This window comes from Bacillus cereus group sp. MYBK5-2 (assembly GCF_051915685.1).
Taxonomy (GTDB): Bacteria; Bacillota; Bacilli; order Bacillales; family Bacillaceae_G; genus Bacillus_A; species Bacillus_A cereus.
Genome location: NZ_JBQAFE010000003.1, coordinates 222,621 through 235,001 on the forward strand (window position 1 = coordinate 222,621; position 12,381 = coordinate 235,001).

Genomic DNA, 12,381 nt, shown 5'->3' on the forward strand with positions numbered 1-12,381 from the left:
TATGCCGTATCTTCTCTCTATCATATTATGTCTTTCTTTATCGCCGATTTGGCCTCTTGGGGATAATCCACGTACCGGAGATCCTTTTATTATTGTAAATAAAGCAACGAATAAATTAGCTTACATTGACGATGGAAAGATTCAAAAGGTTTTTCCAGTAGCGACAGGGAAAACGAATGAATTAACTCCAGAAGGAACTTTTGATGTTGTAATGAAAGCGAAGGATCCGTATTATATTGCGAAGGATATTCCAGGTGGGTCGCCAAAAAATCCACTTGGGTCAAGGTGGATTGGATTTAATGCAAGAGGAACTGATGGAAGTAAATATGGAATACATGGAACAAACCAACCGAGTTCAATTGGAAAGTATATTTCACAAGGGTGTATAAGAATGAAGAAAAACGATGTGGAATATTTGTTTGATCGCATTCCAATTGGAACGAAAGTATGGATTGTGAAATCGAAAAAATCATTTCAGCAATTGGCAAAAGAAAAAGGAGCCGTTGCATATGAAAAAGCCAACGAAAAGGTTGGCTTTTTCTATTATAATAAGTTGTCTTGACATGTGTACATAACCGTGCGTTAATGAGAATATAGAAAGATAAAATTAGATAAAGGGGTTGCTCATATGTACTTGAATCCAAAACTTTCGTATATGCAGTTTTTTATGGGATTTCTATTTGTTATTACATTCATATTGGCAACTTTTAATATATGTTCTTATCTTGTAGCGATTGTATGTATGGCATTACTTAATCTAACTTTTGTTATTGGAGCATTTCAGCAGAAACAATATACAAGTTTTGTAATAGCACTTGTAATGTCATTTTCCTTTAGTATTGTAGCGATTGTGTTTTATATAAAATAAACCATCTCGATGTCGAGATGGTTTATTTTGTCATGTGTAAAAAGTAAAAAAAGGACGAACACATCGCCCTTTTTACCAAAACATACTCGCGCCAGCAAGTAATGTTGTTACAAGCATAGAAATCAGCATCACATAAACCATAACTTTTTGAGCTTTTTTATGCATCGTTATACCTCCTTGCAAATCAGTACAATTTCATTGTAACGAGAAATGAAATTATGGACAAGGGGAGAGTGAGGACAAAATTCGGGAGGGGATTGCAAAATATAACAGGAAATTTGAGTGTGTATAGAGAATATAGTAAAAGGGTATATTGTTAATTTTTAGTTGGGCAAGCTGAAGAATGGAGATACGATGATGAAAATATACGAAACAGATCGTTTATACTTAAGGGAAATTGATGAGTCGTATGCTGAAACAGTTCTTCAATATTACGACAGAAATCGTGAATTTTTAAAAGCTTGGGAAGAGTATAGACCGGATGATTTTTTTACGCTAGATTATCAAAAGAAAAAGTTGCAAAAGGATAGAAAAGAGTTCGAAGAAGGGAAAATCATCAGACTATGGATTTTTAAAAAGGGTGATGATACGAAAATAATTGGGTGTATTTCATTTAATTTAATCGTTCGTGGCATTTATCAATCTTGTGTACTCAGTTATAAATTAGATAAAGCAGAGTTAAACAAAGGGTATACGACAGAAGCGCTTAGAAAAGCAATTCAAGTTGCTTTTGGGGAATTTCAGTTACATCGTATAGAAGCTCCGATTATGCCTCGTAATTTAGCATCTATACAAGTAGTAACGAAGATAGGTTTTCAATATGAAGGCGTGTCTAGGAAGATGTTAATGGTAAATGGCGTGTGGGAAGATCATATGCGCTGGGTATTGTTAAATGAGTAATAGAAAGCAGATGGTTATCTAGACATGTAAACCATCTGTTTTTTGTCTTGTATTTCGAAACTTTTGCGAAATTCTGTTATAATTAATAGTGTTACATACATAATGGTAGTGCAGGAGGCGCAGTCTTATGATTAATCAAGAACGTTTAGTAAATGAATTTATGGAATTAGTACAAGTAGATTCTGAAACGAAATTTGAAGCAGAAATCTGCAAAGTATTAACGAAGAAATTTACAGATTTAGGTGTAGAAGTATTTGAAGATGACACAATGGCTGTAACTGGTCATGGTGCAGGTAACTTAATTTGTACTTTACCAGCAACAAAAGATGGTGTTGATACAATTTACTTTACTTCTCATATGGATACAGTAGTTCCTGGTAATGGAATTAAGCCTTCTATTAAAGATGGATATATCGTATCAGATGGTACAACAATTTTAGGTGCGGATGATAAAGCTGGATTAGCATCAATGTTCGAAGCAATCCGTGTTTTAAAAGAGAAAAATATCCCTCATGGTAAAATAGAATTTATTATTACAGTCGGAGAAGAATCAGGTCTTGTTGGTGCAAAAGCATTAGACCGTGAGCGTATTACAGCGAAATATGGCTACGCATTAGATAGCGATGGAAAAGTTGGTGAAATCGTTGTTGCAGCTCCAACACAAGCGAAAGTGAACGCAATTATTCGCGGGAAAACAGCTCACGCTGGTGTAGCGCCGGAGAAAGGTGTATCTGCAATTACTATCGCAGCGAAAGCAATTGCGAAGATGCCACTTGGTCGCATTGACTCTGAAACGACTGCAAATATTGGACGTTTTGAAGGTGGTACACAAACGAATATCGTTTGCGATCATGTACAAATCTTTGCAGAAGCTCGTTCTTTAATTAATGAGAAAATGGAAGCACAAGTTGCGAAAATGAAAGAAGCATTTGAAACAACTGCAAAAGAAATGGGCGGTCATGCAGACGTTGAAGTAAACGTTATGTACCCAGGATTTAAATTTGCTGATGGCGATCACGTTGTAGAAGTTGCAAAACGTGCAGCTGAAAAAATTGGTCGTACACCTTCTCTTCACCAAAGTGGTGGCGGAAGTGATGCAAACGTAATTGCAGGACATGGTATCCCAACAGTTAACTTAGCGGTTGGTTATGAAGAAATTCATACAACAAACGAGAAGATTCCTGTTGAAGAATTAGCAAAAACAGCAGAATTAGTTGTTGCAATTATTGAAGAAGTAGCGAAGTAATGGAAAATAAAAAGCGTGTAAATCAATTATGATTTACACGCTTTTTATTTTGATTCGATTGCTTTGACAAGACGTACAAGCGAATATAAGAAAAACTATGGAAGTATATACGTTGTTGCTACATGTACTAGACGAGGGAATAACCCTAACGTATTCATATTGAAAATCGGAAGTAGTAAATAATTAATTGCAATGATTAATATAACTACAAGGAATGTATAGTTGAGTTTATCCCGCTATTTGCCGGACAGTAAGACCCCTACCTCAAAATTCAGCGAAAGTAAAGAAGTTAGGTGGGGGCCCTGCTGCCCGTAAAAGTCCGATTAGTGAGAGTTGATTAAAGTTTCGATTTATATCGATTATAAAAAAGAACAAGTAATTATTATAACTATTGTGCAAAATTTGATATAATAAAAGAACGAACGTTCTGATTAGGGAGTGAGTACTATGCGAGAAATGTATCCGAAAAATGGTCGCGTTATTTTACATGTAGATATGAATTGCTTTTTCGCATCTGTTGAAATTGCTCATGATCCATCATTACAAGGAAAGCCATTAGCGGTTGCTGGAAATGAAAAAGAGAGAAAAGGAATTATTATAACATGTAGTTATGAGGCGAGGGAATACGGAATACGTACGACGATGCCCCTTTGGGAAGCGAAAAGGTTATGCCCGCAATTAGTTGTAAGGCGTCCTAATTTCACATTATATCGCGAAGCTTCATTTCAAATGTTTCAAGTCCTTTCTCGTTTTACAGAAAAGATACAACCAGTCTCAATAGATGAAGGATATTTAGATATTACAGATTGCTACGCACTTGGTTCGCCTCTTGAAATAGCAAAGATGATTCAACAAGCACTATTAACAGAGTTGCAGCTTCCGTGTAGTATCGGAATCGCTCCAAATCTTTTCCTAGCAAAAACAGCTTCTGATATGAAAAAACCTCTCGGTATTACCGTACTTCGAAAACGTGATATTCCAGAAATGATTTGGCCACTTTCAGTTGAAGCAATGCATGGGATTGGAGAAAAAACAGCTGAAAAATTAAATGAAATTCATATACATACAATTGAACAGTTAGCGAAGGGAGACGAGCATATCATTCGCGCTAAAATTGGCAAGCACGGTATTGATTTACAAAAGCGTGCAAAAGGTACGGATGATAGGGAAGTGGATCCGAGTCAAATGGGCCAACATAAAAGTGTCGGTAACTCGATGACTTTTTCAAAGGATATGGATGAAGAGAAAGAATTACTTGATATGTTAGAACGGTTATCAAAATCAGTGAGTAAAAGATTACAAAAGCGAACCCTTGTTAGTTATAATATTCAAATTATGATTAAATACCATGATAGGCGAACAGTAACACGGAGTAAGCAATTGAAAAATGCAATTTGGGAAGAACGCGATATTTTTCAAGCAGCATCCCGTTTATGGAAGCAACATTGGGATGGTGATTCCGTTCGTTTACTAGGTGTTACAGCTACTGAAATAGAGTGGAAGACAGAATCGGTGAAACAATTAGATTTATTTTCATTTGAAGAGGATGCGAAAAAAGAACCACTACTTGCTGTCATTGATCAAATTAACGATAAGTATGGAACACCGATTTTACAACGAGGTAGTCAACTACTACGTAAGCAAGAGAAGTCGTTTCAACAAAAGTTAGAAAATAAGTTTATGTAGAAGGTGTCATGAAGTAGTAAAATCATGACACCTTTCCTAGTTAACTCGCTTCTAAATTTAAAGAAGTCTTCCATCCAGCTCCAGTAACGCCAGATTCTAATAGCATTCTACTTACTATTTTTTCAATTAAGATAGCCGCATTTGCCTTGCAATGTAATGTAGCCTGTATACACACCTTTTGATTAGAATCTACGTCTTCACTATACAACTCTTTTAAACCGATTCCTTCTGTACTTACCATATGCATAAGTAAAAAACGAATATGTGCTTCATTTTCTTCTGAACAAGTAAGGGAAAGTAAGTAGTTCGTTTGTTCTGGTGATTCTTCTTTTGATTTTTTATTCATAAAAAGAGCAATTGGGCGAAGAAGTATATTTGCTAGTAACACGCCGGCTGCACCTAATATAGCTGCAACGAGGAAACCGGCGCCTGTAAGAGTACCGACAGCAGCTGCACACCATAAAGTAGCTGCTGTATTTAGCCCTCTAATACTAAAACCATCGCGGATAATAACGCCACCCCCTAAAAATCCAATACCACTAACGACTTGAGCAGCAATGCGGGATGGGCTAGCATCATGATCAAGCATGACGGATAATAAAACAAATATACAGGCACCAAGTGATACGAGAGCATTTGTCCGTAACCCAGCCATTCGGTGTCTCCATTGTCTTTCCATTCCAATGCAAGCTCCTACAATAATTGCTATAACTAACCTGAATACAATGTCGTACCATACCATCATGGTCACCTCCATATATAATATGTGTTATGTTTTTTAGAATGAGCGGGGGATACCCACTCATTCTTATTTTTACAACCAGCTATGAAACTTTTTAATATAAAGCTTTTTCAGGAATTGTGTTAAAAAAGCGTAGCCTAATAGTATTCCTACTAACCAAGGGAAATAGTTAAGTGGCAATGCTTGTAAACCAACGGCTGCACCAAGTGGTGAGAATGGAATATAAATCCCGATTGCCATAATAAGAGCGGTTAATAAAACGACTGGTGTTGATGCAGTGCTTTGGATAAATGGAATCTTTTGTGTTCTTATCATGTGAACAATTAAAGTTTGTGTTAACAATCCAACGACAAACCAACCGGACTGGAATAATGATTGCTCGCTTGGTGTATTTGCACCAAATACATTCCACATGACTACGTATGTGATAATATCAAATATAGAACTAATTGGGCCGATACAAATAATGAAGTTTCGTAAGTTTGCAGTATCCCATTTTCGTGGTTTTTCTAGAAACTCTTTATCCATTTTGTCCCATGGAATAGAAAGTTGTGAAATATCATAAAGTAAGTTTTGAATTAAAAGATGAATGGCAAGCATCGGTAAAAAAGGAATGAAAGCACTTGCTACTAACACGCTAAACACATTACCGAAGTTAGAGCTAGCTGTCATCTTAATATATTTTAAAATATTTCCGAATGTAGTACGTCCTTCTAAAATCCCTGCTTCTAATATAGTTAAACTTTTTTCGAGTAGAATAATATCGGAAGCTTCTTTCGCAATATCAGTAGCAGTATCAACAGATATTCCGACATCAGCTTCACGTAATGCTACAGCATCGTTAATGCCGTCTCCCATGTAACCTACAGTGTGTCCATTTCCTTGTAATGCGTGTATAATACGAGATTTTTGCATTGGATTAAGCTTCGCAAATACAGTCGTTTCTTCGGCAAGTCTTGCTAATGCTTTATCTGGTAAAGAATCAATCTCGTAACCGAGGATTGGTTCGCAGATATCTAATCCAACTTCTTTACAAACCTTTCTTGTAACAATTTCGTTATCGCCAGTTAAAATTTTCACTTGTACACCATGTTTTTGTAATGCTTGAATTGCAGCTGCTGCAGATGGTTTCGGTGGATCTAAAAAGCCGATATATCCAGCGAGAATCATATCAGTTTCGTCTTTTACTGCGTACTCTGTATCATTTATTCTTCTATCTTTTTTATAAGCCACAGCAATAACCCGCATACCCTCACTATTTAGTGTCTCACTTAGTTTTTTGACATTTGAACGTATTTCCTCGGTGAGTGGAACGATTTTTTCATCCACTTCAGTGTAGTTACAAATTGATAAAATTTCTTCTACGGCACCTTTACAAACCATTGTATGTTCACCTGAAATATCCTTTACGATGACTGACATACGCCGGCGGGCGAAATCGAATGGAATTTCATCTAGCTTTTGAAAAGCTGATGGATTAAATGTATTGTTTTCCTCTGTATGCTTAATAACAGCTTTATCTATTAAATTTTTCAATCCAGTTTGATAGAAACTATTTAAATAGGCAAATTGCAAGACGCGATTGCATTCATTTCCCTTGGGATCTAAGTGACGAACAAGGACAACTTTATCTTCTGTTAAAGTTCCGGTTTTATCTGTACAAAGAATGTTCATAGCACCTAAGTTTTGAATAGAATTTAGCTGTTTTACAATTACTTTTTGTTTAGACATGTTAACGGCACCTTTAGCTAAATTAGCAGTTACAATCATCGGTAACATTTCAGGTGTAAGGCCGACAGCGACGGCAATAGCGAAGAAGAAAGCTTCTTGCCAATCACCTTTTGTGAATCCATTAATGAGAAGGACAATAGGTGCCATAATAAGCATGAATGTAATTAAGAGCCAGCTTACTTTGTTTACACCTTTATCAAAGCTTGTTTCTACACGCTTTCCAATTACCTTATTGGCTAAAGAGCCGAAATACGTATCGGTACTTGTTGAGATGACAACAGCTTTTGCGCTACCACTTACAATATTTGTTCCCATGAAACAAAGGTTTTCCATATCGAGTGGATTGTAATTTTTTTTCATGTTTGTCGGTAAGATATGCTTATTTTCTGTATGGTAGCAGTGTTCGTATTTTTCTACAGGAAGTGCTTCCCCTGTTAAAGAAGATTGATTAACAAATAAATCTTTAGCGGATACAATACGCACATCAGCTGGAACGATATCACCGGCTGAAAGGGAAATGATATCGCCAGGTACAAGTTCCTCAATTGGAATTTCTGTTGTGTAATTTCGATTTAAATTCGTTACATTTTTTGTTTCATGTACAAATCCATTTATTCTAAATACGCTCGCAGTTGTTCGAACCATAGCCTTTAACTTATCGGCAGCTTTTTGAGAACGAAATTCTTGGGAAAACCGAATTGTTGCACTAAGTAGTACCATTGCAGATACGACAATTGTTCCTTGCATATCATCCGTGAAAAAGGAGAGTGCTCCAAGAGCTAATAAAACGAAAATAAATGGATTTTTAAATGCCGACAGAAATTGAATGTACCACGGCGCCATTTTATTATGAGCTATTTCGTTCGGACCATATAAAGAAAGTCTACGAGACGCTTCTTGTTTAGATAATCCATCTTGTGTTGTTTCTAAAAGTTTTAACGCAGAGCTTACATCTTGTGTTGCAACCTCCACTAATAATTCGTTATTTGTTTTCATGCTATCTTGCTCATAAGCATGCTTTGTTTCTTGTCTTTGTAAATTAAACATCGGTAGTTCCTCCTCTGTCATGAAGGAGGAAACAATCTGTTACCTAACTATTTGAAATGGTGAGGAACAGTTTCTTTCCTACCTACATGATGAAATATGAATGTAAAACGTATGGGTATCTGGGCCGAATCATCAATTGCCAACTGCTCCTCACCTCCGTACAATTTAGTAGTTTCTGATATGCTATGTTTGTTTCATAGTAAGGTGCATATAGACGTAAAAAGACCTTTACTCAAAACGAGTAAAGGTCTGAATTCGCAGTTAAAAGAGTCCACAACAAAGACTGTTAGTAGACATAAATAAAAACAGTTTTTGTGTATGACAAAATACATGCACCTCTCCCTCGTTGAGTTTTAGCACTGTATAGCATAGGTACTGAAACCAGCTACATTAAAAAAGGCCTTCATTCCGACCTTTCCTGTTGACCCATTGGCGTCTCTCGACATTTTTGGGCAGCAGCGTTTCTCTATACAGGAGCCTCACCTAACAGAGACCATATTCAATTACATGTTGAATGTTAGCACTGTAAAATTGTAGTGTCAATATCTTTTTTATCTGTGTTTTTAAAATATTAAACGGATTTATAATAGATATGTGGGATGAAATGTATGATATTGATTATAAATAATATGAAAAATAAATATTTTTATAAAAGGGGAATTTGTAATGGTACCACAAAATTTTATTATAAATATTGAGAATCAAAAGTGGTTGTTTAATGAGCAGGAAGATTTATGTTCTCACGGGGAAATTTATTTAAATGTGGATGGAACGATTATTACACAAACAGGTATGGATGAGGAATGGGGAATAAGTGAATCAGCTTTAGCTTTGTTACGAACTTTAGATAAAGAATATATTTGTGATATTGAAAATGAAGAGGGGCTTATTTTGCACGGATGTGGCACTATGCTCATGTTAGGATGCCCAATTTCAATTCATTGGACTATAAACCATATAGGTGAAAATGTGGTTTTAAAGGATTTTGTCAAAGTTATTTCTACTGATCAAAAGGCTATATACTATGAAGGGCTTCATATAGAAGTAAATGAAAATGAATATAGAAAACAAATTGTTTCTTTTGCGCTACAGGCAAAAGAATTATTCAATAAATCAAGTGAAAAGATAATTTTAGATGAGTTTGAGCGAAGTATGTATACCGACTTTTGGATGGAATATGATCATTTGTTAAATAAGTATAAATAAAAAAGCACTGTAACCAGTGCTTTTTTATTATAGATTACGAGATTGTAGGGTTTTCAAAAATAACAATCTCTGAACTGTTTGTAGTTGAAACGCGTTGGGCGTAATATGTTAAAGCTGAAGAAATATATGCTGGTAACGTATCATTTGTATGTGATGTTGTATATTCATGGATTAATTCCTTTAAAGTTGTCCATTCTAATTGTGCTGGGTGATCAGACACGAAAGAACTTACCCAGCGATCAAATGAAGATGAAAAATCAGTTTGTAAACGAAATACTTCTTTCATAATAAAACGCTCCCTTAAAATGTAGTATAATTATTTTAACACAAAACACGAACGATAGCTAATTTTTTTGAGTATAACGTTCGTGTTATATAGTTGTCTAGATGTTTGGTTATGTAAATTCAATTTGCCATTTGAAATAACATTCCGTAAGATGAGAGATAGAGTATATTTAGAGCTGGAGGAAAGAAAGTGGAATTTGTATTTTTAGGAACTGGTGCAGGTGTTCCTTCAAAAGGAAGGAACGTTTCAGCAATTGCTTTACAATTGTTAGAAGAACGAGGACAAACTTGGTTATTTGATTGTGGTGAGGCCACGCAACATCAAATATTACATACATCTGTACGTCCGCGCCGCATTGAAAAAATATTTATTACGCATTTACATGGCGATCATATTTTTGGATTGCCTGGTTTATTAGGTAGCCGTTCATTTCAAGGAGGAACTACGCCTTTAACGGTGTATGGACCGAAAGGAATTAAACAATTTATTGAAGTGGCATTATCGGTAAGTACGACACATGTGAAATATCCACTTGAAGTTGTGGAGATAACAGAAGAAGGTACCGTATTTGAAGATAATGAATTTTATGTAGAAACGAAAAGATTGTCACACGGTATAGAATGCTTTGGATATCGTATTGTAGAGAAAGATATACAAGGTGCTCTTTTAGTTGATAAGTTGCTTGAGATGGGTGTGAAACCAGGTCCAATCTTTAAACGTTTAAAAGATGGTGAAGTAGTTGAATTAGAGGATGGCACGATATTAAATGGAAATGAGTTTATCGGCCCACCTCAAAAAGGAAGAATTATTACTATCTTAGGTGATACGCGATATTGCGAAGCGAGTAGGGAGCTTGCGCAAGATGCAGATGTACTTGTCCATGAAGCGACTTTCGCAGCAGAAGATGAGCAACAAGCGTATGATTATTTTCATTCTACATCTAAGCAAGCTGCGAGCATTGCACTTCAGGCAAATGCGAAGCGACTAATATTAACTCACATTAGTTCTCGCTATCAAGGAGATACATATAAGGAATTATTGAAAGAGGCTAGAGAGTTGTTTTCTAATACAGAAATAGCGACAGATTTGAAATCATTCCCAGTAGAAAAATAATTATTTTGTAAAAAATGGTAACAGCGGGTTACCATTTTTTTATGTCTAAAAAAATTTAAAAATAAAACTGTTATTATTTTATACTTATACTTGGATGATACAGAAAATTAGGATGGTTTGAATATATAGGATAAAAATACGAAATAATGATTATTTAGAAAAACTGTTATATAAGTCAGATGACATACAAGTGATACAAATAGCAGAAATGGACTTTTATTCAGAACTTTTAAAATTCAACAAAAGTAAGCGTTTTATAAAAAACAAGCTATAATGAGGGCAGATTATAATTTATGATAAGTCGCATGTATTTTAGTCATTATCGTAACAAGTGAAGTTGACTAAATCATGAGAGAGTAACACGAGAATTATAATAGGAAAGATATTACTATTATTTGTCATAAGTCTTTTTCACTTTTTAGCTAAACGATATGATTAGCAAGTGTAGCTATTGCGAGTTCCTTAGTAGAAGCTTTTTATTAATAAGGTAGTGGAGATTTAATTGGTACACCACTCTTTAAAAGAGTTCAGAACATCAGCAGGTAGTCTAGGCGGAATAGCGGGTGCAAATTTAGTTGCATTAGCAATGGTTATATCACTTGTTTATGCTATGCTTGCAATGGCTTCTGTGTTAAACTTTGGATTGCTACCAGACTTTATTCTGGATTATCTTGTATCATTTTTAAATGAAAATAATGCTAAGATTCTTATGTATTATGATAACTGGTATTATTTCAGGTTATATTGGATTACTTTTATTCAAAAACTATCCAATTCGTACAGCAGAACAAATTCGTGGTACAACTGGAAAAGCGACAGATGTAGCAGCTTAATAGAATAGTAGAATAAATTTTTTCATAGAGGTTTAGGGGGAGTTATGATGAAGTATCGCTCAGTATTTGATATTATCGGTCCAGTTATGATTGGACCATCAAGTTCACATACAGCAGGCGCAGCAAGAATGGGGCAAGTTGCTCGCCAGCTGTTTCGTCATGAACCAGAAAGAGTAAGCATTTCGTTATATGGATCATTTGCAAAGACGTATCGAGGGCATGGTACGGATGTAGCACTAATCGGTGGAATATTAGGATTTGAAACAGATGACTTACGTATTCCAGAGGCGCTAGAAATAGCAAAAGAGCGCGAAATTGAAGTGGAATTCATTGAAGAAGATGCCAATGCACCTCACCCAAATACAGCGAGAATTCGTTTGTATAAAGGTGAAGATGAAATTGAAGTTGTTGCTTGCTCAATTGGTGGCGGTAAAATTGAAGTTGTAGAATTAAACGGATTCGATCTTCAATTATCAGGCACGAGCCCAGCACTACTTATTGTAAATAACGATCGCTTCGGTGCTATTGCAGCGGTAGCTTCAATCCTTGCGAAACATGAGATTAACATTAGCACAATGAGTGTTTCTCGTAAAGAAAAAGGAAGAAGAGCGCTTATGGTCATTGAAACAGATGAATTATTAGCAGATGAAGTAATTGAAGAAATAAAAGCGCAACAAAATATTTGTCAAGTAACTATTATGGAATAATTGCAGGGGGGACACA

12 protein-coding genes and 1 riboswitch are annotated in these 12,381 nt (G+C 35.5%); of the genes, 8 read left to right on the forward strand and 4 right to left on the reverse strand.

Annotated features, from left to right (window positions below; genetic code table 11):
• Nucleotide 1: 1 nt before the first annotated feature.
• Both ACTFP3_RS13510 and ACTFP3_RS13515 read left to right on the forward strand, forming a co-directional pair.
• On the forward strand, nucleotides 2-562 hold the full coding sequence (locus ACTFP3_RS13510; RefSeq protein ID WP_440010707.1) for a L,D-transpeptidase: 561 nt from the start codon (nucleotides 2-4) through the stop codon (nucleotides 560-562).
• 66 nt (nucleotides 563-628) lie between these two features.
• The gene (locus ACTFP3_RS13515) at nucleotides 629-868 is read left to right on the forward strand and encodes a DUF3894 domain-containing protein (protein ID WP_000281167.1); all 240 of its coding nucleotides are present in this window, start codon (nucleotides 629-631) and stop codon (nucleotides 866-868) included.
• Nucleotides 869-940: 72 nt separating this feature from the next.
• Here the strand turns inward: ACTFP3_RS13515 and prli42 are convergent, their stop codons facing one another.
• The gene (prli42, locus tag ACTFP3_RS13520) at nucleotides 941-1,033 is read right to left on the reverse strand and encodes a stressosome-associated protein Prli42 (RefSeq protein ID WP_000549040.1); all 93 of its coding nucleotides are present in this window, start codon (nucleotides 1,031-1,033) and stop codon (nucleotides 941-943) included.
• Between the two features lie 189 nt (nucleotides 1,034-1,222).
• Here prli42 and ACTFP3_RS13525 point away from each other — a divergent pair, with 189 nt between their 5' ends.
• The 3 genes from ACTFP3_RS13525 (at nucleotide 1,223) to ACTFP3_RS13535 (ending at nucleotide 4,700) form a co-directional block, all read left to right on the forward strand.
• Complete coding sequence (locus ACTFP3_RS13525) at nucleotides 1,223-1,768, forward strand: GNAT family N-acetyltransferase (protein ID WP_001987197.1); 546 nt, start codon at nucleotides 1,223-1,225, stop codon at nucleotides 1,766-1,768.
• A 127-nt stretch (nucleotides 1,769-1,895) separates the two neighbouring features.
• Nucleotides 1,896-3,014 carry a tripeptidase T gene (locus tag ACTFP3_RS13530; protein WP_000609803.1) on the forward strand — a complete coding sequence of 373 codons (1,119 nt, stop codon included), beginning with the start codon at nucleotides 1,896-1,898 and terminating at the stop codon, nucleotides 3,012-3,014.
• Nucleotides 3,015-3,461: 447 nt separating this feature from the next.
• Nucleotides 3,462-4,700, forward strand: a complete 1,239-nt coding sequence (locus tag ACTFP3_RS13535; RefSeq protein ID WP_001208858.1) for a DNA polymerase IV — start codon at nucleotides 3,462-3,464, stop codon at nucleotides 4,698-4,700.
• Between the two features lie 40 nt (nucleotides 4,701-4,740).
• Here the strand turns inward: ACTFP3_RS13535 and ACTFP3_RS13540 are convergent, their stop codons facing one another.
• Both ACTFP3_RS13540 and mgtA read right to left on the reverse strand, forming a co-directional pair.
• Nucleotides 4,741-5,442 carry an MgtC/SapB family protein gene (locus ACTFP3_RS13540; RefSeq protein ID WP_139019728.1) on the reverse strand — a complete coding sequence of 234 codons (702 nt, stop codon included), beginning with the start codon at nucleotides 5,440-5,442 and terminating at the stop codon, nucleotides 4,741-4,743.
• 72 nt (nucleotides 5,443-5,514) lie between these two features.
• Nucleotides 5,515-8,220, reverse strand: coding sequence for a magnesium-translocating P-type ATPase (gene mgtA, locus ACTFP3_RS13545; protein WP_440010710.1), 2,706 nt, complete (start codon nucleotides 8,218-8,220; stop codon nucleotides 5,515-5,517).
• 330 nt (nucleotides 8,221-8,550) lie between these two features.
• Nucleotides 8,551-8,718, reverse strand: a riboswitch (M-box (ykoK) riboswitch).
• 168 nt (nucleotides 8,719-8,886) lie between these two features.
• On the opposite strand from mgtA, the gene ACTFP3_RS13550 reads away from it, so the two are divergent.
• Entirely contained in the window at nucleotides 8,887-9,426 is a 540-nt protein-coding gene (locus ACTFP3_RS13550) for a hypothetical protein (protein ID WP_033696454.1), read from the forward strand.
• A gap of 34 nt (nucleotides 9,427-9,460) precedes the next feature.
• Here the strand turns inward: ACTFP3_RS13550 and ACTFP3_RS13555 are convergent, their stop codons facing one another.
• Nucleotides 9,461-9,712, reverse strand: coding sequence for a DUF3932 family protein (locus ACTFP3_RS13555; protein ID WP_000665709.1), 252 nt, complete (start codon nucleotides 9,710-9,712; stop codon nucleotides 9,461-9,463).
• 189 nt (nucleotides 9,713-9,901) lie between these two features.
• Between ACTFP3_RS13555 and rnz the strand changes: the two genes are divergently transcribed.
• A complete protein-coding gene (gene rnz, locus ACTFP3_RS13560; RefSeq protein ID WP_000397455.1) occupies nucleotides 9,902-10,825 on the forward strand; it encodes a ribonuclease Z in 924 nt (307 codons plus the stop codon).
• A gap of 880 nt (nucleotides 10,826-11,705) precedes the next feature.
• A complete protein-coding gene (gene sdaAB, locus ACTFP3_RS13565; protein WP_000877445.1) occupies nucleotides 11,706-12,365 on the forward strand; it encodes an L-serine ammonia-lyase, iron-sulfur-dependent subunit beta in 660 nt (219 codons plus the stop codon).
• The last annotated feature ends 16 nt before the right edge of the window (nucleotides 12,366-12,381 follow it).

Coding starts and splice junctions, on each gene's coding strand:
- ACTFP3_RS13510 (WP_440010707.1), top strand. CDS start 2: ATGCCGTATCTTCTCTCTATCATATTATGTCTTTCTTTATCGCCGATT.
- ACTFP3_RS13515 (WP_000281167.1), top strand. CDS start 629: ATGTACTTGAATCCAAAACTTTCGTATATGCAGTTTTTTATGGGATTT.
- prli42 (WP_000549040.1), bottom strand. CDS start 1,033: ATGCATAAAAAAGCTCAAAAAGTTATGGTTTATGTGATGCTGATTTCT.
- ACTFP3_RS13525 (WP_001987197.1), top strand. CDS start 1,223: ATGATGAAAATATACGAAACAGATCGTTTATACTTAAGGGAAATTGAT.
- ACTFP3_RS13530 (WP_000609803.1), top strand. CDS start 1,896: ATGATTAATCAAGAACGTTTAGTAAATGAATTTATGGAATTAGTACAA.
- ACTFP3_RS13535 (WP_001208858.1), top strand. CDS start 3,462: ATGCGAGAAATGTATCCGAAAAATGGTCGCGTTATTTTACATGTAGAT.
- ACTFP3_RS13540 (WP_139019728.1), bottom strand. CDS start 5,442: ATGGTATGGTACGACATTGTATTCAGGTTAGTTATAGCAATTATTGTA.
- mgtA (WP_440010710.1), bottom strand. CDS start 8,220: ATGTTTAATTTACAAAGACAAGAAACAAAGCATGCTTATGAGCAAGAT.
- ACTFP3_RS13550 (WP_033696454.1), top strand. CDS start 8,887: ATGGTACCACAAAATTTTATTATAAATATTGAGAATCAAAAGTGGTTG.
- ACTFP3_RS13555 (WP_000665709.1), bottom strand. CDS start 9,712: ATGAAAGAAGTATTTCGTTTACAAACTGATTTTTCATCTTCATTTGAT.
- sdaAB (WP_000877445.1), top strand. CDS start 11,706: ATGAAGTATCGCTCAGTATTTGATATTATCGGTCCAGTTATGATTGGA.